The sequence below is a fragment of the Bacillus sp. NMTD17 genome (assembly GCF_002998735.1).
In the GTDB taxonomy this organism is placed as follows: Bacteria; Bacillota; Bacilli; order Bacillales; family Bacillaceae; genus Bacillus.
On record NZ_PVRH01000002.1, the window covers coordinates 457,573 to 478,595 of the forward strand.

24 protein-coding genes and 1 riboswitch are annotated in these 21,023 nt (G+C 39.9%); of the genes, 6 read left to right on the plus strand and 18 right to left on the minus strand.

Going from position 1 to position 21,023, the window contains the following annotated elements:
* Window positions 1-21: 21 nt before the first annotated feature.
* The 3 genes from C6347_RS19405 to C6347_RS07435 all read right to left on the minus strand — a co-directional run bounded on the left by C6347_RS19405 (window position 22) and on the right by C6347_RS07435 (window position 2,936).
* Entirely contained in the window at window positions 22-156 is a 135-nt protein-coding gene (locus C6347_RS19405) for a hypothetical protein (protein ID WP_258182057.1), read from the minus strand.
* 91 nt (window positions 157-247) lie between these two features.
* A complete protein-coding gene (locus C6347_RS07430; RefSeq protein ID WP_066030983.1) occupies window positions 248-739 on the minus strand; it encodes a methylated-DNA--[protein]-cysteine S-methyltransferase in 492 nt (163 codons plus the stop codon).
* Between the two features lies 1 nt (window position 740).
* Window positions 741-2,936 carry a PAS domain-containing sensor histidine kinase gene (locus tag C6347_RS07435; protein ID WP_060596110.1) on the minus strand — a complete coding sequence of 732 codons (2,196 nt, stop codon included), beginning with the start codon at window positions 2,934-2,936 and terminating at the stop codon, window positions 741-743.
* A gap of 292 nt (window positions 2,937-3,228) precedes the next feature.
* Between C6347_RS07435 and C6347_RS07440 the strand changes: the two genes are divergently transcribed.
* Entirely contained in the window at window positions 3,229-4,248 is a 1,020-nt protein-coding gene (locus tag C6347_RS07440; protein WP_106036736.1) for an acyltransferase family protein, read from the plus strand.
* 27 nt (window positions 4,249-4,275) lie between these two features.
* On the opposite strand, the gene C6347_RS07445 is transcribed toward C6347_RS07440, so the two are convergent.
* The 5 genes from C6347_RS07445 to htpX all read right to left on the minus strand — a co-directional run bounded on the left by C6347_RS07445 (window position 4,276) and on the right by htpX (window position 7,627).
* The gene (locus tag C6347_RS07445; RefSeq protein WP_034662925.1) at window positions 4,276-4,458 is read right to left on the minus strand and encodes a hypothetical protein; all 183 of its coding nucleotides are present in this window, start codon (window positions 4,456-4,458) and stop codon (window positions 4,276-4,278) included.
* Window positions 4,451-4,615: a hypothetical protein gene (locus C6347_RS19220; protein ID WP_012009727.1), complete on the minus strand. Its 165-nt coding sequence runs from the start codon at window positions 4,613-4,615 to the stop codon at window positions 4,451-4,453. The genes C6347_RS07445 and C6347_RS19220 overlap by 8 nt, the downstream gene beginning before the upstream one ends.
* Before the next feature lie 6 nt (window positions 4,616-4,621).
* Window positions 4,622-5,140: a DUF421 domain-containing protein gene (locus tag C6347_RS07450; protein ID WP_034662926.1), complete on the minus strand. Its 519-nt coding sequence runs from the start codon at window positions 5,138-5,140 to the stop codon at window positions 4,622-4,624.
* A gap of 97 nt (window positions 5,141-5,237) precedes the next feature.
* Complete coding sequence (locus C6347_RS07455; protein WP_081311421.1) at window positions 5,238-6,584, minus strand: TrkH family potassium uptake protein; 1,347 nt, start codon at window positions 6,582-6,584, stop codon at window positions 5,238-5,240.
* A gap of 143 nt (window positions 6,585-6,727) precedes the next feature.
* Window positions 6,728-7,627 (minus strand): protease HtpX, encoded by a 900-nt coding sequence (gene htpX / locus C6347_RS07460; protein ID WP_034662931.1) that lies wholly within the window; start codon window positions 7,625-7,627, stop codon window positions 6,728-6,730.
* 280 nt (window positions 7,628-7,907) lie between these two features.
* Here htpX and C6347_RS07465 point away from each other — a divergent pair, with 280 nt between their 5' ends.
* The gene (locus tag C6347_RS07465; RefSeq protein ID WP_060596106.1) at window positions 7,908-8,636 is read left to right on the plus strand and encodes a DUF1836 domain-containing protein; all 729 of its coding nucleotides are present in this window, start codon (window positions 7,908-7,910) and stop codon (window positions 8,634-8,636) included.
* 105 nt (window positions 8,637-8,741) lie between these two features.
* Entirely contained in the window at window positions 8,742-8,936 is a 195-nt protein-coding gene (locus tag C6347_RS07470; protein ID WP_003211343.1) for an alpha/beta-type small acid-soluble spore protein, read from the plus strand.
* Window positions 8,937-8,975: 39 nt separating this feature from the next.
* Here C6347_RS07470 and C6347_RS07475 read toward each other — a convergent pair whose 3' ends face one another.
* From C6347_RS07475 to C6347_RS07490, 4 genes are all read right to left on the minus strand, one after another.
* Window positions 8,976-10,157 carry an anti-sigma factor domain-containing protein gene (locus C6347_RS07475; protein WP_106071540.1) on the minus strand — a complete coding sequence of 394 codons (1,182 nt, stop codon included), beginning with the start codon at window positions 10,155-10,157 and terminating at the stop codon, window positions 8,976-8,978.
* Complete coding sequence (gene sigI / locus C6347_RS07480; RefSeq protein WP_034662939.1) at window positions 10,154-10,909, minus strand: RNA polymerase sigma factor SigI; 756 nt, start codon at window positions 10,907-10,909, stop codon at window positions 10,154-10,156. The genes C6347_RS07475 and sigI overlap by 4 nt, the downstream gene beginning before the upstream one ends.
* A gap of 215 nt (window positions 10,910-11,124) precedes the next feature.
* Window positions 11,125-11,916 (minus strand): TerC family protein, encoded by a 792-nt coding sequence (locus tag C6347_RS07485; RefSeq protein ID WP_060596105.1) that lies wholly within the window; start codon window positions 11,914-11,916, stop codon window positions 11,125-11,127.
* A gap of 31 nt (window positions 11,917-11,947) precedes the next feature.
* A riboswitch (yybP-ykoY riboswitch) is annotated at window positions 11,948-12,119 on the minus strand.
* 68 nt (window positions 12,120-12,187) lie between these two features.
* Window positions 12,188-12,802, minus strand: a complete 615-nt coding sequence (locus C6347_RS07490) for a DedA family protein (RefSeq protein WP_106030756.1) — start codon at window positions 12,800-12,802, stop codon at window positions 12,188-12,190.
* Between the two features lie 245 nt (window positions 12,803-13,047).
* Between C6347_RS07490 and C6347_RS07495 the strand changes: the two genes are divergently transcribed.
* The gene (locus C6347_RS07495; RefSeq protein ID WP_106030755.1) at window positions 13,048-15,471 is read left to right on the plus strand and encodes a bifunctional diguanylate cyclase/phosphodiesterase; all 2,424 of its coding nucleotides are present in this window, start codon (window positions 13,048-13,050) and stop codon (window positions 15,469-15,471) included.
* A gap of 230 nt (window positions 15,472-15,701) precedes the next feature.
* Here the strand turns inward: C6347_RS07495 and C6347_RS07505 are convergent, their stop codons facing one another.
* The 3 genes from C6347_RS07505 to C6347_RS19225 form a co-directional block, all read right to left on the minus strand.
* Window positions 15,702-16,166 (minus strand): MarR family winged helix-turn-helix transcriptional regulator, encoded by a 465-nt coding sequence (locus tag C6347_RS07505; RefSeq protein WP_088004396.1) that lies wholly within the window; start codon window positions 16,164-16,166, stop codon window positions 15,702-15,704.
* Between the two features lie 359 nt (window positions 16,167-16,525).
* Window positions 16,526-16,690, minus strand: coding sequence for a hypothetical protein (locus tag C6347_RS07510; protein ID WP_034662950.1), 165 nt, complete (start codon window positions 16,688-16,690; stop codon window positions 16,526-16,528).
* 38 nt (window positions 16,691-16,728) lie between these two features.
* On the minus strand, window positions 16,729-16,884 hold the full coding sequence (locus C6347_RS19225) for a hypothetical protein (RefSeq protein ID WP_164847173.1): 156 nt from the start codon (window positions 16,882-16,884) through the stop codon (window positions 16,729-16,731).
* 191 nt (window positions 16,885-17,075) lie between these two features.
* Between C6347_RS19225 and C6347_RS07515 the strand changes: the two genes are divergently transcribed.
* Window positions 17,076-17,405 carry a MerR family transcriptional regulator gene (locus C6347_RS07515; RefSeq protein WP_012009715.1) on the plus strand — a complete coding sequence of 110 codons (330 nt, stop codon included), beginning with the start codon at window positions 17,076-17,078 and terminating at the stop codon, window positions 17,403-17,405.
* A gap of 119 nt (window positions 17,406-17,524) precedes the next feature.
* Here C6347_RS07515 and C6347_RS07520 read toward each other — a convergent pair whose 3' ends face one another.
* Window positions 17,525-17,896 carry a cupin domain-containing protein gene (locus tag C6347_RS07520; RefSeq protein WP_080869519.1) on the minus strand — a complete coding sequence of 124 codons (372 nt, stop codon included), beginning with the start codon at window positions 17,894-17,896 and terminating at the stop codon, window positions 17,525-17,527.
* Between the two features lie 188 nt (window positions 17,897-18,084).
* Here C6347_RS07520 and C6347_RS07525 point away from each other — a divergent pair, with 188 nt between their 5' ends.
* Window positions 18,085-18,948, plus strand: coding sequence for a LysR family transcriptional regulator (locus C6347_RS07525; protein ID WP_066030989.1), 864 nt, complete (start codon window positions 18,085-18,087; stop codon window positions 18,946-18,948).
* Between the two features lie 110 nt (window positions 18,949-19,058).
* On the opposite strand, the gene C6347_RS07530 is transcribed toward C6347_RS07525, so the two are convergent.
* Both C6347_RS07530 and mgtE read right to left on the minus strand, forming a co-directional pair.
* A complete protein-coding gene (locus tag C6347_RS07530; protein ID WP_060596101.1) occupies window positions 19,059-19,457 on the minus strand; it encodes a hypothetical protein in 399 nt (132 codons plus the stop codon).
* A 101-nt stretch (window positions 19,458-19,558) separates the two neighbouring features.
* Complete coding sequence (mgtE, locus tag C6347_RS07535; RefSeq protein ID WP_034662959.1) at window positions 19,559-20,917, minus strand: magnesium transporter; 1,359 nt, start codon at window positions 20,915-20,917, stop codon at window positions 19,559-19,561.
* Window positions 20,918-21,023: the final 106 nt, after the last annotated feature.

Consider the following 21,023-nt stretch of genomic DNA (forward strand, 5'->3'; position numbering starts at 1 on the left):
AAAAAAAGCGCCGTGTACTTATTATTTAAGAGCACCGCGCTTTTTTATTTCACTCGTTTTTGCTAAGATTTCTTTTTTCTGTTCTTCTGTCAAAACGTTCATTTTGACACATAGTGATGTGACGGCATACATTTTATTTTTTTTGCCCCAAAACATTCCCTAGCGCCCTCCTTTTTCCCTCAACCAACTTTTTTAGCTTAATAAAAGGATATGTCGCTTGACAAACATTTGGAACAGGTCAATCGATTTATTTTTGAACAAATGGGATACCTTCTAATTCTAGCAGGACCGCTTTCATGTCTGTTTTTGTTCCTGCATAGCCCGTCAGAGAGCGGTCTTTTCCAATCACTCTGTGACAGGGAATAAAAATAGGTAATGCATTGCGTCTGTTCGCTTGTCCAATCGCTCTTACAGCTTTTGGGTTGCCAATCGCTTCTGCAATGTCTGCATAGCTTTTTGATTCACCATATGGAATAGTCGAAAGTGCTTCCCACACCTGCTCTTGAAACGGAGATCCCTTTTGCTTGAGCGGGAGATCGAATACTTGGCGCTCTCCCTTGAAATATTCATCTAGCTGCTTTTTCGCTTCTTGTAATACAGGCGTTTCTTCTTCTTTTAGATCGGCTTTCTGCTTTTTTACTAAAAATGGCTCATCATCAAACATCACCTCGATGATGGCATCGTCTTTTTCTAGTATGTATAATGCCCCAATTGGTGCGTGATAGACGGTATAATACACGTTAGTGCTCTCCTTCTTGTTTCTTCTGCCTCAGTGGAAGCGTGAGATGGAAGACGGTTCCTACCCCTTCCTCACTTTCTACCTCAATCGTTCCTTGATGCTCTTCAATAATTTTATAACTAACCATTAAGCCAAGTCCAGTTCCTCTTTCTTTTGTCGTATAAAATGGTTCCCCTAGACGCTTGAGCTTGTCCTCTGCCATTCCGCAGCCTTCATCCCGCAGTGAAATGACAATATGCTCTTCGCCCTTCCGCTGAATGCTCACATAGACATTTCCTTTTCTCGGCATGACTTCAATTGCATTTTTTAAAATGTTAATAAAGACCTGTTTTAATTGGTTTTGTTCACAATAAATGAGCGGAATCTCATCCAACACATTGAGATGCATTTGAACGTTGCCGAGGTTCGCCTGTGCGTGCAAAAGATCCATCGTGTCTTTCATAATTTGCACCACATTTTTTTCTTCATATACGATGGCTTGCGGTTTCGCTAAAATCAAAAATTCGGTGATGATGGATTCAATTCTTTTCAGCTCAGATGTGATGACATTGAAATAGAGCGAATACTCCCCTTCTATATTCCCTTTTAACAGCTGAATGAAGCCTTTTAATGCTGTCATCGGGTTTCTAATTTCATGCGCAATTCCAGCGGCAAGCTCTCCCACCACATGAAGGGTATCTGATTTTCTCACCCGCTCTTCTAATTCCTTCCGCTCTGTCACATCTCTAAAGATCGCCAAATTCATATTATGAATAATGTTGCGTTTAAAAGAGAATTCCAATATACGCTGATCTGGATGGTTCAGCACAAACGGAACTTCATTGTCCATTTCATCTAACGACATCGCCTGAGCAGGCTGTGCCAAATGTTCAATTTGATAAGGCGCAAGGATATGGAAAAGGTTCATTTCCGTTAAATGATCGTCTTTCAATCCGAGCAGCTCGCTTGCGGATGGATTGACTTCGATAATGCGGTACTGGTTATCAAAAAGAACAATGCCGTCCATTGATCCATTAAATACTTTACGGAATTTGAGCTCACTTTCGCGCAGCTCCTCTTCCATTCTTTTTCGATCACTCACATTACGTAAAATGGTTAAGTGCTGTCCTTCTAATACCGCATGCTTTGATGTAAACTCGAGCTCTTTAAACTGACCATTTGCCATTCTGAACAACAGCTCTTCCCTTATTTCATGATTCCGAATATAACGTCTTCTAGTCGGCCTATATCTCTGATCAGATTTCACGAGAAAGTCTGTGAGTTTCTTGCCAATCAGTGAGTGCATAGGCAATTCAAAAATTCGGCAGGCTGATTCATTGGCTCTCACAATCTCTCCATCATCTGCCCATATGATGATCGCATCCATTGCATTTTCGAAAATTTCTCTAAAGCGTTCCTCACTTTTTAACAGCTTTTCTTCCATTAACCTTTTTTCTGTAATATCCCGCATGATGGACATATAAAAACCGCTCATGACATTTGATGTAATGGTGAGCTCGAATAATTTTTGCTGGCCAGATTGAAGGGTAACGGGAAGCTCTCCCTTGGCTTTCCCTGTTTCTTTAAGTGACGTTAAAAGGTGCTGCAAGGCTGGAAGATTTTCATCTTCGACAAATTCATTTAAATAACGATCGGTTAAATCGGTCTTTTGCAGCTCAAAGCTCTGACAAAAAGAGTGATTGGCGTCGATCATGCAGCCATCCTGATCAAAAATGACCATCCCGTCAATGGCTCGGTCAAACAAATCTTTGAACAGCTGCTCATTCATGGAGCGTTCTCGTTCTAGTATTTTCTTTGAGGAAATATCTCGCATGACCACGATATATTGCTGATTCACGACGTCATGCTCTGCGACAAATTCAATGTATTTTGTTTCCCCGTTTTCAAGCTGAATGGAGATTTCTCTTCTTAACTTTCCTTTTCGAAAAAATAAATCAAGGGAGCATTCAATTTTGTCTTTCGGGATGCCGTATAGGAAATCTAGAACGGATTTATTGAGGAGGTCTTCTTTCGATGTCTGTACAAGCCTGCATGTCGCTTCGTTGGCTTGGATAATATTGAGGTGCTGATCAAATATGAAAATGGCATCTAACGTCTTATTTAACAGCCTCTTTTGCTGCATCAACTCTGTTCGCAAATATTCGTTCTCTTTTTCTAATTTTCTGATATCTTCTGCGCCATCGAGCGTTTCAGTCATTCTCTTACACTCCTTTTCCAGCCTCATTCCTCTACAATATTTCTACAATATTTTCATTGTTCCTTCATTCGACTCATAAAAAAAAATAACTTTTTACACGAAGACTGTCTCATTTATTTCATTTGGATGACAGGATCGAACTGCGATTCTCTTTTCTTACGCTTCTTTTACAACCGTTCTACAATTTCACATCAAATAGCGAAATGAGCCAAAATGTATTTTAAAATGGGGCAAATACGGGAACAGTGCACAGAGACATTTATGTTTGAAATCAAGCAGGAAAGGTGATGTTATGGCATCTTCACGAGATAGTTATTTTGATAATGCGAAATTTCTTCTGATTTTTCTAGTTGTTTTTGGTCATTTGTTACGATCATTCATTCATGATAATGATTGGATGCTCTATTTATACAAGTTTATTTATACTTTTCATATGCCCGCCTTTATCTTGGTTTCCGGCTTCTTTGCAAAAGGCTTTAGAAAGCCAGGTTTTATGAAAAAAGTCGCCGTTAAGCTGATCATCCCATATTTAATTTTTCAGGTGATCTATTCAGTTTACTATTATCTCTTGCAGGATCAAAGCATGGCCAATTTAAATCCAATTGATCCGCAATGGTCTTTATGGTTTTTAATTAGTTTATTTTTTTGGAATTTGCTGCTCATTCCTTTTTCTAAACTTCCGTTTCACTGGGCGATGATCGTCAGTTTGTCGATTGCGTTACTTGTCGGTTACGTGGACAGCATCAGCAATACGCTCAGCTTATCGCGTACGTTTGTGTTTTTGCCGATGTTTTTAGCTGGCTTCTATTTAAAAAAGCAGCATTTTGAATTCATCCGTACAAGCAAAGGAAAGCTGGCAGCACTTCTTGTATTAATGGCTGTATTTTTATTTTGCTATTTCTATGAATTTGATTATTCCTTCTTATTTGGATCACAGTCATATGCTTCTCTTGGAGATGAGGGATTGATTGCGGCAATGAAACGAATGGCATGGTACATGCTTGCATTTGGCGCTACATTCAGCTTCTTTGCATTAGTGCCAACACGCCGTTTCTTCTTTACAAAATGGGGCACAAGAACGTTATATGTGTATTTACTACATGGCTTTGTGATCAAGCTGCTTAGAACGACTTGGTTTGACGACTGGGCCCTGAATGCAGCAAGTGTACTGATGTTATTGCTGCTGACCATTCTGTTAACCTTTACCCTGTCTAGCACCTTTGTTAAAAACGTTGCACAGCCAGTGATTGAGCTCAAAATGAACAATCTTTTGCGTACAATCACCGGCAGGCAAGGCAGTTATATCAAATAAAAAACGATCCCGCGAGGATCGTTTTTTCTATTTTTCATCCATGTGTCCATTGTGACATTCAGCATCTTTCTTAGGTTTTACAAGAGTATCAATCCATTTGCTGCTGTTGATATCTCCAAGCTCACTGCCAAATTCCTCTTCTAAGATATCTGGGTCCATTGGCCTCTTATGGTCTTTCATGTCCTTGCTCTTCACATGCTTTTTAGTCACGAGATCCTCCCCCTTGTTTCCCTTTGTGAGAATTTCGGTTTGCCTGACGATCTCTTGATTGTTCATCAAATTGGGTTTGTCCTTGATCATGTGCCATGCTTTCTGTCGGTGTCATATTATTTGTCAGTGCTTCATTTTTCGCTGCTTTTCTTTTCATCTGAAATCAGTCCTTTTTTAACATATTTAGTTCTTCTCTTAATTGGTCTAGGAGTTCCTTCATTTGTTTGACCGTCACGGGCTTTTCTTCTGGCTTTAACTCATAGCCAATTTGTCCATTGGCTTCTAGGGTGGCTTTTTTGAGACAGCTGATGTCTGTGATGCCTTGCTGCTTTAAGCGCATTTTGAATTCATCCCTTGTGAGCCTCGTTTTCTTCAGCTTGTGATCAAGCATTTCTCCATCCTGCAAAATGACCACAGATTTCCCTGAAACCAATTTTTCAAAGAAATCAGATTGGATAGACAATTTTTCCATGATGACGAGTGCAATGATAAATGTAGCAGCGGCATAAATCGTTTCAAGTAAATTGTGCTCAATAAAGGGTTGGATAATAATCGATCCGATTGAAATCATGATCACTGTTTGTTGAACAGTTAATTGACTAATGGATTTAGGCCCTGCTATTCTCAGCAGCAAGGTACCAACTAGCAGCATGACAATTGCTTTCCATATTACATCCAGCACGTCTCGTTCACCTCTTACCTATAGATTGCGAACATCTCGCGTGATTTAGCCAGTTAGATAATGGAAATAAAAAAACAGCATTCGCTCGGAATGCTGTTTAGCCGATGATGACACGCTCTTTCGGATAATGGTAATTCGCTTCGCTTTCTCTTCGGCCAATTAAGTACAAGAAGCTTGGAATGCCGATCCGTCCAATAAACATGACCATCATAATGATACACTTACCGAAAACAGAGAGCTCAGAGGTAATCCCTAGTGATAGCCCTGTTGTTCCGAATGCAGAACAGACTTCAAATAAATTTTGAAGAAGCGTATTTTGCTCGGATAAGGTTAATAAGAATGTAGCGCCAAACACCAATATAAAGGCCATCATCGTCACCATTAGAGATTTGTTTATATCCGCTTGATGCAGCTCTCTTTTGAAGATTTTAATGGACTTATTTCCCCGAGCAAAATGAAACAGTGCGAGTAAATTAAGGGCAAAGGTGGTTGTCCGAATTCCGCCCCCAACCGAGCTTGGAGATGCCCCGATAAACATGAGCAGACATAAAAATAACAGCGTCGGTTCTGTCAATTGAGTAATATCTAATGTAGAAAGTCCACCACTTCTTGTGGCGGTCGATTGGAACAATGAATAAAACAAAACTTCGTGCCAGCTCTTCCCTAAAAACGTAAACCGGGCTTCAAGGGCATAAATCCCAATAGCGCCAACAATGACTAAGCTGCCAAACGTAATCGTTGTGATTTTTGTAAACAATGAGAACGATGCGTGCTTTCGGTCCTGATTAAATAAGTAATCCTTTACTTCTACGAGGACAGGAAAGCCAATGGCTCCAAAGATGATCAGCAGCATCGTAATAAATTGGACAAAATAATCATCTTTGTAAGGGATGAGCGAGTTCCCTGTAATATCGAAGCCCCCATTGGTGGTCGCACTAATACTTGAGAAGAAGCCATGTAAGAATGCTGCCTGCACATCGTAATATTTGAGAAAATACATGCTTAAAATCAGACCGCCTACAAACTCAATGAGCAAAATTAAATATAAGACCTGCTTCATTAATTTCACAATTCCTGATAAATTGCTCTGGTTTTGATCTGCCATGATGAGCTTTCTTTCTTTAATCCCGATCCTTTTTCGCATGACAATCCACACAAAGGTACCGAGCGTCATAATGCCGATACCTCCGATTTGCAGGACAAACGCAAGGATCCACATACCTGCCACACTAAATGTTTGGGAGGTATCAACAACGGTGAGTCCTGTGACACTTACCGCACTCACTGCCGTAAATAATGCATCGATAAATGTCCACTTCACCCCATCTTGATGAGCGACTGGCAAACTTAGAAGAATAAATGAGACGGTCACAGCGAGAAAATAATAAAGGGCAATCAGCTGGAAAGCCGATAGCCGGTCAATTAGCTTTTTAATTGGGTTCATTGTCATTCCTTCTTTTAACTTTCATTTTTCAATACTTATCATTTTAATGAAAAGAGACATGATTTTAAAGGTATTTTATGCTTTATTTACTTTTTCATCAAAAAAGAAAAGACATCCTGTAACAGAATGTCTTTTCGTCTCTCTTATTTTGCTTCTAGTCTTCTGATTCTTTCGTTTAAATCAGGGTGTGTTGAGAAAAGAGAAGCTTTTCGTTTACCACTGATTTTAAGCGTAGCAACTGCTGTTTGATCATCATCTTTGATTCTTGACGTATACGCCTCAAGTGAGCGAAGCGCATGAATCATTTTATCTTTACCGGCAAGGTCAGCTCCGCCGCGGTCTGCATGGAATTCACGGTGTCTAGAATATGCAAACACGACAAGGCTTCCTAAGATAGAGAAAATGATTTGGAAAACAATCACTGCGATAAAATGAACAATCGGCACAAGCTCTTCACGCGGAACAAAGCGGCTTGCGATCCATGCCGCAATTCTTGAAAGGAAGACAACGAACGTGTTGACGATCCCTTGAAGCAGCGTCATTGTCACCATATCACCGTTCGCAACGTGAGCAACTTCGTGAGCGATTACACCTTCAACTGCTGCATCATCCATTTCATGAAGCAATCCAGTGGAAACCGCAACAAGTGATCTTCTCTTAGAAGGACCTGTCGCAAAAGCATTTACTTCAGATGATTGATAAATACCAACCTCAGGCATTTTAGAAAGGCCTGCTGCTCTTGATAATCTGTGCACGCGGTCAACAAGCTGCTGCTCATCATATGTTAATGAATCCTTTTCAGGGTTTAACACGCGCACACCCATCATCATTTTTGCCATCCAGCGAGACATTGCAAGTGACATGAACGAGCCAACAAAACCAACAACTGCACTGAATACTAGCAATGCCACAAAATTAATTCCACCATCTGCTCCTATATAAGAACCAACACCAGTTGCTGCACTAATAACCGATAGTACAATACCAATCGTAGTGATAACAAGAATGTTCGTTAATATAAACAGAAATATTCTTTTACCCATACATAACCTCCGCTGTCATATTAAGTTCATTTGAACTTATTAATAAAATTATAAAAATAAACGTCTCAAATTGCAAGGAAAAAGGAATCATTACTTATGTTTATCATAACGGCTTAAGCCCCGTCACTTCAATATTTACGACATTTGCTACAGCTGAAAAGTGAACAAATTGTGACGCCGCTTTCTGGATTTTAGTTTATTTTGCATTTTCATCAAAAAGAGATTATGATGTTGAATTAGATCAATTATGACGTTTTTGACGTACAAACGAGGTGGAATAATGGGTGCTTTTAAATTAACGAGAATTGACATGACAAGTCTTCTCTATTCTCTAAAAGGAGAGGGAGATCTGACTCCGCTTCAGCTATTAAATTTATCTGTAAAAAAAGACAAACATCACGAACATGACGAGCTAAAAATCCCTTCTTTTTTTGAGAGGCTTGAACGTCGGAAACACAAATCAGAGCATGGACTCTCCACAAATGAAATTGTAGAATTAGGAAACCTATGCGAACTGACTTCTCTTAAATCGACAGCGATTCAAAACTGGATCAAACGTGATATTAAAGATATGATTGGCCACCCTGAGCTTGGAAAGAAGTACTCAATTGATCAGGTCGTTATTTTATTAATTGTTAGAGATTTAAAATCAGTTTTTGACTTTGATGCCATCCGTACCATCTTATCTGCCTTATTTAACACAATTACGGATCGAACTGATGATATTATTAGTCCACTGCGCTTTTATGAAGCATATGCGCATGTCCTTGATTTTATTTATCATCATACTCATTTTCCGTTAAAAGAAACAAACTTACGGGAAATCACAGAGGAACAGACAGATAAGCTCCGTGAAGAATTTTCTGAATTGACACAGCACCAATGGCATTTGATCAAAGGCATTATCAGTTCAACCGTTTTTTCTGTCTTTACTTCACACTTGCAAAGTACGGCACAAGAAATGATGTTTCATACACTGCAGCATCAGGATAAAGAAGAACCGAGGTGAATCATCACCTCGGTTTTTTGTGCAGCAATTGCCAGCATAATTGTACGCTGTTTTCTTCAAAATAAGAAGGCGCAACAAACATGAGGTGAAAGGAGGAATATGGACATGGCAAACCGAAATCAACTTCTTGTTCCTGGAGTAGAACAAGCATTAGATCAATTTAAATACGAGATCGCTCAAGAATTTGGCGTGACTCTCGGTTCAGATACAGTCGCACGTGCAAACGGTTCTGTTGGCGGTGAAATTACAAAAAGACTCGTTCAACAGGCTCAATCACAAATGGGCAATCAATCTAAATAAAAACATGGTGAAATACGCCGGAGCTATTCTGGCGTTTTTTTATTGTTCATATGTGTGCTCGCCCCGGTTCTCACGATAAGGGGACGGTACACCTTTTCCTTGCTTCATATGTTCTCTTTTTCGTTCAGCGGACGGCCATTTCTGATCCCTGTCGTTTTTTTTTGTGTGCTTTTCAGCGCCATCACGTGATGTGCCGTTTGGATTTCTTTTGTCATCAGGTTCCGTTGAGTGATTTTTTTTTTGTTCTTTATCGAAAGAGCGATCCTTTTCTTCCTTTATTTGATTGTCTTTGCTTTCATCATCAGGTTTTGTTTGGTGAGGCTTTTGAACAGATCCTTGCTCTTCCCTCTCTTGATCCTTCTGCTCTTTGTCTTCAGCTTCAGGAGCCTCTTGATCTGGCTTCATCTCTTCGCTATCGTCTGTCTTGACGTCTTCTTGTTTGTCTTTGTCTGTTTGATCTTCATCATCTTTGTTAGGCTCTTCTTCTTTGACAGCATCACTCTCTGCTGCGTCTTCATCCTTTTGAATGTCTTCTTGATCTTTGTCTTGCATTTCTTGATTTCTGATATATGTGCCTGTTGAAATGCCTGCCTTTTGAGCTTTTTCTCTTGTTTCCAGGTCACTTTCTACAGTTTCTAGCTTGTAATCGCGCTTTTGATATTCACCAGAGATGGTGTTAATTTTACTTTTGACGTTGGTTTTATATGTATGGTCCTGCTTGTTTTCATAAACCGTTGAAATATAAATGCTCTTAGAGTGGTTCACGTAACCTTTTTTGTCACAGTCATCTATGATTTCCTGCACGACTTTGGTCATGTCGTTTTTTTCTAAATCCTTCATACTGGCCAGTACTTGTTTCGCATCTTTATTCAGTGGTGTGACACCGATCACTTGATAATCGTGATCAAGCTTCAGTTCAAAGCTTGGGTTAATGTCAATTGTCATATATGCATATGCTTTTTGACTTGAGAAAGATGGCATCATAGTAAAAATCACGACAATAATCGCTGCGATTGATAGGATTCCTGCATTTAACGGACGTAAACGAAGCAGGTCAAAAAAACCGGCTCTTTTTCTTTCGAGACGTGATTCATTCGGAAATGTCACTTCTTGACCGATTTCATAGTCTTGCTGTTCATATTTTGTCCGCAGAAATTGTCCATCAGGGGTCAGCAGCGTGACATATTTTTTGTTTTTCTCTACTATAATGCCTCTTCTCATGAATTAAGCACCCCTTTAAGGTAATCTTTCAAATACACATAATCACCCGTCATAATGATCGCCATCGCAATGATGTATTTTCTATTTCTCTCAATCGTTTTGCGGCTGACTTCCACTAGCTTTTCAAGCTGTTTGACCGGCAATTGTTTTTTCTGAAATAAAATGGTTCTGAGCTCATCGTGTTCAACGAGTGTGTGAGCTACTTTAATAGCATTTTGCCTGGCATCTGCATGCTTTGGTGAATGTTCAAGCAGCTCTTGAAACGTGAGACCGTATACTTTTAATCGTTCTTTAAAATGTTCTATTTCTTCTCTTCTATGTTCTTGTTCAATTAAACGTCTATATTCATTTGTAGACAGCTCTGCTTCAATCATGCTTTGAGAGTACTCGCCATTTTCACTTTCTTGCAGGTCCATTTGAACCGTTGGCGCATTTCTCGCTTCTTTTCGAATATAGTCGATCACTTTTCTTTTAATAATTAATTCTGCGAAAGCAAGGAGTGAGTTTCCTTTTTCGGCAGAGTACTTTTCTATCGCTTCATTAAAGGCAATTAAGCCTATGCTGAATTCATCATCTTTTTCATCTATATATCGTTTACAAACGGATGAAACCGTCTTAGCGACAAATGGTTTGTATTGCTCTATTAATGCATTTTGCAGCTCGATATCACCTTGTTGAATACTGATAGCCGACTGCTCTAATGTTTGCTTTTTCTTTCCTTTTTTAAACAAAAGGCTAAGCAATGGTTTCACCTCAGTTCTCCCTATATTACTCATTTATGATAGCTAATTTATGAGGGAAGCGCAAAGGAAGAAATGAGGAATTCATTTCCTGTTACTCAATTATGACATGTATATCATCATCTACTTTACAATGTTTCGTCTAAAAGCAAAGAAATAAGGGGGTATCTCCCCCTTATTTGTAATATACGTGTTATGAAAATGAAATGATATTTCTTTCAAAAAACCTACTCTTCTAGGCGTCCCTCTTGTTTTTCCTTGTTTTGTTGCCCGCCTTTTCTTGATGGGCTTGATAAAAACCAGCCAAATGCTGCAATTGCGAGAAGCACTGTCCAGAAAATGACTTTCCATAATGTTGAATGAATAAAATGAGACGATACGACGCCAATAGCTGGATGTGACAGTGTATAAAGCGTGAGCTTCACACCAACCCATCCGACAATGACAAAGGCTGCTGTTTCTAGGCTCGGTCTTGTTTTGAGCAGTTTCACAAAGACAGTAGCTGCAAATCGCATGATGATAAGACCGATGATACCACCTAAAAGAATGACAATAAATTGACCGCCATCGAGTCCGCCGATTTGCGGAAGACTCGTTTTCGGCAATGTCACGGCTAATGCGACGGCCGCTAAGATGGAATCTACAGCAAAAGCGATGTCGGCAAGCTCGACTTTTACGACTGTTGCCCAGAAGCCGCTTTGCTTCATGTTTGTGTCTGATTCCTTTTTCTTAAATACGTGCGATTTTAAAATATGGTGAATGGAAATATAAAGAAGATAAATTGCACCAATGGCTTGAACTTGCCACACATCCACTAAAAACGAAATAAGAAACAGGGAACCAAATCGCATGACAAACGCACCCGCAAGTCCGTAAAACAATGCCTTTTTTCTTTGCTTTTCAGGAAGGTGTTTAACCATCACAGCCATGACCAGCGCGTTATCAGCTGCTAAAATCCCTTCTAATCCAATCAGTACGAGAAGAACCCACCCGTACTCTAAAATAATTGCTGCATCCATCATCATTCCTCCTTGTTTTTATCTATTGTCCCACAACAGACAAAGGCTTATGAATACAAAAAAGACCTTTGCCTGTAATGGCAAAGGTCTTGCTAGACATGTGATATGTAGAATCATGCCAACAAAGCCGATGGAACTTAAGTCCATGTAATGACGACTTTGTTTCCGGTAAAAACCGGACGCTACTCCCCTTTGGTGGGATTTAAGAATATTTAGATTACTTATATCATAATCAATACACACTGTATTGTCAACAGGTGACTTTCAGTGATTAGGCCGTTGGTGTTTCTGTTTTTCTTTTTCTACGTTTCAGCCATATATACATCACGAACAACAACACAACCCCGATCCCAATCGGTAAAAGATATGGATCTAACATAGCGCCAACCTCTTTCCAGTTCTCCCCGAGCACAAACCCAAGATACACATACACAAATGTAATGGGCGTAATCGCCAAAAACGTATACAAGCAAAAGACCCAGACATTCATCTTGGCAATACCGCACGGGATGGAAATAAGCGTTCTGACCCCTGGAATAAACCGGCCGCTAAAGGCGACGAAACCACCATGCTTTTCAAAGAAAGCATCCGATTTATCAAGCGACTCAGGTTTGACAAAAAAGTACTTCCCATATTTATTTAAAAAGGGTCTGCCGCCATAACGTCCTAACCAGTACAAGGTCAAAGGGCCAGCCACGCCGCCAATGGAGCCGGCAGCCACAACACCGATGAAGGCCATGTCCCCTTCTGAGACCCAGTAACCCGCAAGAGGCAGAACCACTTCAGCAGGAACAAATTCAATGCATAATGCGAGGAAGATGCCAAAGTACGACAAGTTCTTAAAAGCATCAGCTAAAGAAATAATAAAATCTTCGATGTTTATCAATCCCTTTCACACATAATCGTTTGACGATTCTATCTCTTTTAGAATCACACCATATATTAAACGAATAAAACCGAAGAAACGATTCACTTTTCGTCGTTTTTTTACATTAAATTTGATTTTACTATAAAAGACACGTGAAAAAAACGTTGATTGTGGTATTTAAGTGAAGGAAAAGTGAACACAGAAGCCATTCGATCCGATATATTAAGTATATGTCTGTTTTAAGATACTGGAGGTTTTCTCACATGACCCAATTAACAGGAAGCTACAACGGATGGCTTGTCTTTCTGTCAGTCGCTGTCGCCGCTGTGGCCTCCTACTCAGCTCTTCAGTTAGCCAGCCGAGTGATACAGTCAAGCGGTGCAAAGAAAAAGGTATGGCTGGTCATTGGTGCAATGATCATGGGGATGGGCATATGGTCGATGCATTTTATTGGCATGATGGCATTTCACATGCAAACCGGCATCACATATGAAACTCCCTTACTGATTTTATCGATTTTGGCGTCTTTTGTCGGTTCTTTGATCGCATTCTCGATATGCATTCAAGAGCAGCTCTCCATAAGACGGCTGCTCATTAGTTCAATCACCATGGGCTCAGCTATTTGCAGCATGCATTATCTTGGAATGGAATCAATGGCCAATGTCTCAATCAGCTATGATCCAGTCCTCTTTTTTCTTTCGTTTTTCATTGCTGCGCTGGCATCTTTCTTTTCACTGCATCTCTTTTTTCGGCTCCATCGATCCGAGAAAAAAAAGGAGGATCATCTGTTAAAAATAGCTGGTGCACTCGTGATGGGTGGGGCTATTTCTGGCATGCATTATACTGGTATGGCTGCTTCTACTATGTTTTTTCATTCAGATGGACAGTCCGCTGCAGGCGGCTCTCTTGAAATGTCGCCATTCAGTCTGTCGATTTTCATCGGCTTGATGACACTGATTGTCCAAACACTGATGATCTTTGGTGCCTATATAGATCACCGAATCATGAAGCAGTCAGATCAGTTAAAGGAAAATGAACAGCGGTTTCAATCGCTCATTAAACATAATATCGATGGCATTATCGTGTTATCTGTCGATCGAAAGGTGCTTTCTGCGAACGACTCAGGTAAACAAATCTTAAAAATGTGCAATTCTTGGATTGGTGATGATGTCAGTCAATACGTGATGCCGACTGAGATGTGGGAAGAATTTATTTCCCGGTCAAAAAAAGCCATCACACGTGAAGCAGAACTGAAAGCAGCAGATCGTTTTTATTATTATCATGTCACTTACATACCTGTTCATGTCAACAATACACTTGACAGTATTTATCTTGTCTTAAAAGATTTAACGCAGCAGCGGATTGCAGAAAAAGAAATTCATGTCATGGCACATTATGATGCGTTAACTGAGCTTCCTAATCGGCGCCACGCCATCAACCATTTAAATGATGTTCTCTCCGCTCAAGAAGAGACAGGAACATCAACGGCTGTTCTGTTTCTTGACTTGAATCGTTTTAAAATTATTAATGATGCACTTGGTCATAACATAGGAGACTTACTACTTAAAGCAGCTGCAAACAGACTGACGCAATGTTTACCGGACAATGGCTTTATTGCAAGACTAGGCGGGGATGAATTTTTAATGATCTTCCCTCACATGGGACATGACACACAAAAAATTGAGCAGCTTTCTCAAAATATCATTCGTCAATTTGAACGTCCTTTTTTCATCCAGAATCATCAGCTCATTACATCTATCAGCATTGGGATCGCCATCTCACCTCAAAATGGCAAAGATGGGATGGAATTGATGAGGAAAGCCGATATGGCGATGTATTTATCCAAAAAACATAAGCAAAGCCGGTATGAGTTCTTTACCGAATCAATGGAAAGATCAAGTGAAGACAGGTTAAATCGAGAGCTTGAGTTGCGGGATGCCATTCAGAGAGAACAGTTTGTGCTTCATTACCAGCCGCAAGTCAGTGCGAAAACAAGAAAGATGACTGGCGTAGAAGCTCTTCTAAGAATGAAGGCACCAGATGGTTCCTTAAAATCACCTGAGGCTTTTATTGAGCTGGCAGAGGAATCAGGGCTGATCATTGATATTGGCAGATGGGTCATTGATACCGCATGCAGGCAGGCTAAAACGTGGTATGACAACGGGCTGAAAATTCCTGTGGCTGTCAATTTATCTGCGAAACAATTCAATTCTGAAGACTTAATTGATTTGATTAAGTTGACACTGAAAAAATACAACCTGACATCGTCACTGCTCGAGCTTGAAGTGACAGAAAGTATGACAATGGACAATATCAAGCAATCAAAACAGGTGCTGACGTCGCTGAAACATCTGGGCGTTCGCATTAGTATTGATGACTTTGGTACAGGTCATAGCTCCTTAAGCTATTTAAAGGATTTGCCCATTCATCGACTGAAAATCGACAAATCCTTCATTGAAGATATTTTAAATGATTCGAAGTCTGAACAGATTACAGGTGCCATTATCGCGATGGGACATCAATTATCTCTCGAAGTCATAGCAGAAGGTGTGGAAACCTTTGCGCAGGCGCAGCTTTTATCTGCGCAAGGATGTGACGACCTGCAAGGTTTTTATTATGCAAAGCCCCTTCCAGCAACCGATATCGAAAAATTCATTGCCTATCCGGCGCATCAGCTGGACACATAAAAAAGGTGCCAATCATGGCACCTTTCAGCGTGTAGACAAACCCTCGCATTCGTTGTCAGTTCTGCGCTCCGATGCTCACGAATGTCAAATTCGCTCTGCTTCGGTGCTCGTCCTTCCTAGACTTCAAAGGTTTTCAGGTCACGCTGAAAAGAAGACAAAGGGCTAAAATAAAGATCATTTTAGCCCTTTGTCAACAATCTGAGAGGTGCCAATCATGGCACCTTTTCGTTCTATCTAAATAATAAATGTTGACTGTGAATGCCTGCTTTTTTCAATAGACTAATCAATTGTTCTTGTTCTTCACGCGAGAGGCCAGAGAACGCACGCGCAATCCGGAGAGAATGAATCGGGTAAATCTTATCAAGATAACTGCGCCCTTTATCCGTTAAATGGGCATAAACCGACCGTTTATCCTTTGGGTCCTGCTCTCTTTCAATGAAACCATTTCGTTCTAATTTGTCAATTACGTACGTCACATTCCCGCTGACAAGCAGGAGTCTTGAGCCGATTTGCTGAAGTTTTTGAGCACCTCTTGTGTACAGCAATTCAAGAACGGCAAATTCAGTTGGATTAAATCCATGCTCTTTGCTGTCTCTAATGCTGTGTTCTGAAACGCTTTTAAATGCTCTTGCAAATACCTTGTAAAGTGTCATTGAACGTTCTACTTCTTCTTCATTAAACGATAGTCTCATCACATATCTACCTCTTATAATATTTTTTTAACTTCAAGGCTTTCTTGCGGTGCAGTTGGAGCCTTTCGTAAAAAATAGAAGTACGTTTTTGAAAACCCTTTCAACCACATAAGTGACTCCATTCGTGTTATGTATAAGATTTCGATATAAACTTTTAAAATCCTTCTTATTTTTCACAATCATCTCGAAAAAAAGCTTTTTTAGCAAACCATCAAGATGCGACATAGTTTAACATAATCTGTAAAGGAACTGCGTTTCCTTACACTGTATTCGTCAAATTTCTACAAAATTCAATATTGCTATAATATTAAGCACGCAAAAAAAGAACCCTTTATGTGACATACGCACATTTCAAGGGATTTTCACAAATTACGCTCTGTTTTGTTGAAAAAGAAGTGATACTCTTTTTTTAAGTCACTAATTGTCATGTTCTTGGCCGCATCAGGGCTGTAAACTCCTAATGAACAGAGCTGCTTCGTATAATAATGTCTTTCCTTTGCTAAAGCTTCTGTTAAGATACGCCGCACCGATTATCCCCTCCTATCAAGTGATCTGGACCAGGTGCTTATGAAGATCTTTTATACAAATCATTTTGTACGGCTCTTAGAAGAGCATGTGCATTCTGACCTGCCGCCTGCATGAATCGCTCCAGTAATTCATCCCTCTTCATATCTAATGCGATGATTTCTTTTGCCATACAGATGATCTGTGTTTGCTCCATCATTTGCTCCTCCTCCTATTTCAACTCATCATCATTATATGCACGCACAACACTCATTTCACATTTGTTGTTATCTTTCCTTCCATGATTTTTTCGTTTTTTCGTTTTTGTGTTATATTTTCTGACAAATAATAGGTTTTTTTCCTTCTCATTCTGTATAATATGAAGAAAAGACTTGCAGGGGTGAGTATATGACGCAGGAAGATGTATCTTATAAAGATAAAAAAGTCATTTCAATCGGGATTGTCAGTGAATTAACAGGGCTATCCGTCAGGCAAATCCGATATTATGAGGAACGCAGACTCATCTACCCCCAGCGCTCAACAAGAGGCACGCGTAAATATTCTTTTTCTGATGTAGAACGTTTAATGGACATCGCCAACAAACGAGAAGACGGTGTGCAAACAGCCGAGATTTTGAAAGACATGAAGAAAAAAGAACAGGCATTAAAAAGCGGACAATATAAGAAAAAAATGCTGGAAGGCCAGATTAACGCACACTTCCGGTACAAAAATCGATAAACAAATAAAGATTCGCTTACTCTTTAAAATTAACGACAAGTGAATGTATGATAACGTAGTAAAAAGAGACAGCGATTGCTGCCTCTTTTTCAACTAAAGCACCTGTTAAGTGCAACGATCTAGTGTTCATCCATTCGTTCAGGAATCGAAACAGTTCGTTCATTGACCACATTCCCCGTGTTTAGCGTCGTTTTGGGCTCAATTAAGAGCAAATGAACTTCTTCTTCAGCAATTGGCTGATGTTCAATTCCTTTAGGAATCACAAGAAACTCCCCTTCATTAAGAGCTATTTCTCTATCCCTAAAACGGATGACTAGATTCCCTTTACATACAAAGAACATTTCATCCTCGTCATCATGGTGATGCCAAATGAATTCACCCTTAATTTTTACCATTTTAATGTATGAGTCGTTCAACTCTCCACTTATTCTAGGATTCCAATAATCATTTATTTGCAAAAATTTCTCTTGGATATTAATCTTTGAAATCAATTAATTCCCTCCTCATTTAATTGGAAACGTCTGTTTTATCTTTTCCTAGTTAAAACTCTCTACCTTTCAATTCTCCTCCTCATGATAAATCTCTTATATCATTAAGTTTACTTATTCTATTGGATCACGTAAAATCAAAAAATAGTGTATAGTTCATCACAATTTGCGATGCAAAAAGGAGCGTTATTTTGGATATTAAATCTTTGGAAATATTTAAAGCAGTAGCTATTGAACAAAGCATTACAAAAGCTGCCGAGAAATTAAATTATGTGCAGTCGAATGTCACTGCACGAATCCAACGTCTTGAACAAGAATTAGGTGTTCCTCTTCTCTATCGATATCACAAGAAGATATCCTTAACGCCTGCAGGACGTGAACTGTTGCCATATGTAAACAAATTACTCTACGATTTTGAAGAAGCAATAGAGGCAGTAAAGCTTTCCTCTACTCCGCGGGGAACTTTACACATTGGATCTATAGAATCAACCGCTTCTACAAGATTGCCAATCATTTTTACAGAATATCATAAGACATTTCCACAAGTAGAATTGAGCATGTATATGGCACCTACTGTAGATCAGGTTAGTGCTATTCTTAACTACAAGGTAGACGGTGCATTGGTTGATGGGCCAATTCTTCATCCGGACATTATTGAGTACCCTGTATTGGAAGAATCACTTGTTCTGATTACAAGCTACTCCCGGGAGGAATTCCAGGTAGAATCAATCTTACATGAACCATTGCTTTCGTCATTTGCGCATTGCATCTATTTGGGGCGTTGGCAGCGATGGTTAGAGAGCAATGGCTACCCTCCTATGAAGGTAATGGAATATGGCACTTTAGAGGGCGTGCTTAAATGCGTTGAAAACGGGCTTGGAGTCACCGTATTACCAAAATCTATGGTTGAATCTCGGATGCAAGGCAGATTTACCTGTCATCCATTACCGGAACCACATAGAATCGTGCCCACTGTGTTTATAAGGCGCCGCGATTCGTACATGACCAGTGCCCTCTCACGATTTATGGAGTTAATGGGCATAACTCATATGTGATCAGGTCATTTGTGGTAAAAAAGAGGATAGATAGAGCGAAGTTCTTTCAGCTCTTCTATCCTTTTAAATAAAATCATTTTAGATTATACCTTGTCTTCTAATAAAATTTTTCATTGAGAGGAAGCGTCAGTTCCTTCAACGACCCCTACAAAGTCAATCCGTACACCGCCTTTTTCAGGATCTTCTATTACCCGCATGGCAAGTGCCTTTTTCTCCCCTGTTTTTTCATCTTCGTAATTCGCATGAAAGACGTGAATGCTGGCTTCTTCCAATTGAAAATCTTCATAAGAAAGCGTCTCTATGCCCCATTCCTTTTTCAGCTTTAGAATGTCATTTGGGCTTGGGACAGCACCTTCAACATAGATGTTTTCTATTTTTCGTTTATCTCCTTCGGTAATCGCTTCAATCATATGCTCTGCTGCCACAAGTCTTCTGTCTTTCCCCTCGTCTTCCCTTGAACATGCACCTAGCAATACCATGCACATTAAAATGAATAAAAACTTCTTCATTTTTCTCTCCCACCTTCTCCTTAAAATGTAAAGGATGGAAGCGCTATATGCAATCTTTATTCAAAAAAGACTGTAAAACGTAACGTTTTACAGTCTTCTTGCTACATCAGTGTATGAAGGAATGCTGTTGCAATTCCAAAATAGATCAGTAAGGATAGAATATCATTCAATGTTGTGATCAGCGGGCCAGATGCAATGGCTGGGTCCACGTTTAATCTGTGTAAAATAATCGGCACGACCGTACCTGCCATTGTCCCAATAATCAGTGTTGCAAGCAGTGAGGAGCCGACAACAAAACCTAAAATCATATTGCCCTGCCACACCATTGCGACGACTGTAATAATAATGGAACAGACGATCCCAATGTAAATACTTGTTCTCAGCTCTCTAAAAATAAGACGCATAATGGTTTTTTTCGTTAATTCTTCTTTTGAAAGCCCTCTAATCACGACGGCAAGAGACTGTGTCCCTGTATTCCCTGTCATCCCGGCAATCATCGGCATGAAGAACGCTAAAGCAACGACTTGCTGAAGGGTATCTTCAAAATAATTTAAAATACTGCCTGAAATCAGCCCAATGAACAAGAGCAGAATGAGCCATGGAAGACGGCGGTATGCCGCCACAAATGCCGGCGTGTCGAACGTAATATCTTTACCAGAGGCAGCAAACTTCTCATAGTCTTCGCCTGCCTCTTGAATGACAACATCAATGATATCATCGACTGTAACGATTCCGACTAGGACATTGTTCTCTTCCACAACAGGAATGGCAAGAAAATCATACCGTTCAATCAGCTTTGCGATTTCCTCCTGATCTTGAAAGGCTCCAACGGCAATGACTCTTGTAAACATGAGATCCTGCACCTTTTCATCCGGTTCACCTAAAATGAGATCACGGTATGAGAGAACGCCTACAAGCTGTTTTTGATCATTAATCACATATAAATAGTTGATTGATTCCGCAATTTCTGCAAAGCTTTTCAGCTTCACAACGGCATCCTGCACCGTATAATGCTGAGGAATCCAAACGTACCGGTTGGTCATGATCCGTCCCGCTGTCTCAGCAGGGTAATTCATAAGAAGCTGGACGGCCTTTGATTCCTCTGCTTCCATGTTAGATAAAAGCTGATCCTTTAGCTCATCCTCCATCTCATCAAACAAGTTGGCTAGATCATCGTTATCCATTTTGTTTGTGACGAAGGTAGCTTTGTCTTTCCCTACTTTTTCAAGAACGATTTCTTGGTATTCCCGCTCCAGCTCACCCATCATTTCTGTCACGTCATCGACTGGTAAAAAGCTGAGGAAGCGGCCGCGGTGTTTTTCTGGAAGCTCTTTAAATAAGTAGGCCATATCATATGGCTGAAGTTCTTCCATGATGTTTTTAAATTCTTTTCGTTTTCCATCTCTTAGTAAAATAATGATGCGTAAAATGAGTTCATCGTACGTAATATTTTGTATCATCGCTGTTACCTCCCCAAAGTCAGGAGATACCCGAATCCCTTAGAATGTGCGGGGGTCAGGATCTCCTCTATCTGATGTCTCAATCTGATATTTTGACATATTCTCT

Excerpts from the sequence above, each read along its gene's own strand:
- C6347_RS07495 (WP_106030755.1), top strand. The coding sequence starts at position 13,048 with ATGACCCAATTAACAGGAAGCTACAACGGATGGCTTGTCTTTCTGTCA.
- C6347_RS07455 (WP_081311421.1), bottom strand. The coding sequence starts at position 6,584 with ATGAACCCAATTAAAAAGCTAATTGACCGGCTATCGGCTTTCCAGCTG.
- htpX (WP_034662931.1), bottom strand. The coding sequence starts at position 7,627 with ATGGGTAAAAGAATATTTCTGTTTATATTAACGAACATTCTTGTTATC.
- mgtE (WP_034662959.1), bottom strand. The coding sequence starts at position 20,917 with ATGATACAAAATATTACGTACGATGAACTCATTTTACGCATCATTATT.
- C6347_RS19405 (WP_258182057.1), bottom strand. The coding sequence starts at position 156 with ATGTTTTGGGGCAAAAAAAATAAAATGTATGCCGTCACATCACTATGT.
- C6347_RS19220 (WP_012009727.1), bottom strand. The coding sequence starts at position 4,615 with ATGAAAAGAAAAGCAGCGAAAAATGAAGCACTGACAAATAATATGACA.
- C6347_RS07530 (WP_060596101.1), bottom strand. The coding sequence starts at position 19,457 with ATGAAGAAGTTTTTATTCATTTTAATGTGCATGGTATTGCTAGGTGCA.
- C6347_RS07470 (WP_003211343.1), top strand. The coding sequence starts at position 8,742 with ATGGCAAACCGAAATCAACTTCTTGTTCCTGGAGTAGAACAAGCATTA.
- C6347_RS07465 (WP_060596106.1), top strand. The coding sequence starts at position 7,908 with ATGGGTGCTTTTAAATTAACGAGAATTGACATGACAAGTCTTCTCTAT.
- C6347_RS07475 (WP_106071540.1), bottom strand. The coding sequence starts at position 10,157 with ATGAGAAGAGGCATTATAGTAGAGAAAAACAAAAAATATGTCACGCTG.
- C6347_RS07515 (WP_012009715.1), top strand. The coding sequence starts at position 17,076 with ATGACGCAGGAAGATGTATCTTATAAAGATAAAAAAGTCATTTCAATC.
- C6347_RS07440 (WP_106036736.1), top strand. The coding sequence starts at position 3,229 with ATGGCATCTTCACGAGATAGTTATTTTGATAATGCGAAATTTCTTCTG.
- C6347_RS07435 (WP_060596110.1), bottom strand. The coding sequence starts at position 2,936 with ATGACTGAAACGCTCGATGGCGCAGAAGATATCAGAAAATTAGAAAAA.
- C6347_RS07485 (WP_060596105.1), bottom strand. The coding sequence starts at position 11,916 with ATGGATGCAGCAATTATTTTAGAGTACGGGTGGGTTCTTCTCGTACTG.
- C6347_RS19225 (WP_164847173.1), bottom strand. The coding sequence starts at position 16,884 with ATGGAGCAAACACAGATCATCTGTATGGCAAAAGAAATCATCGCATTA.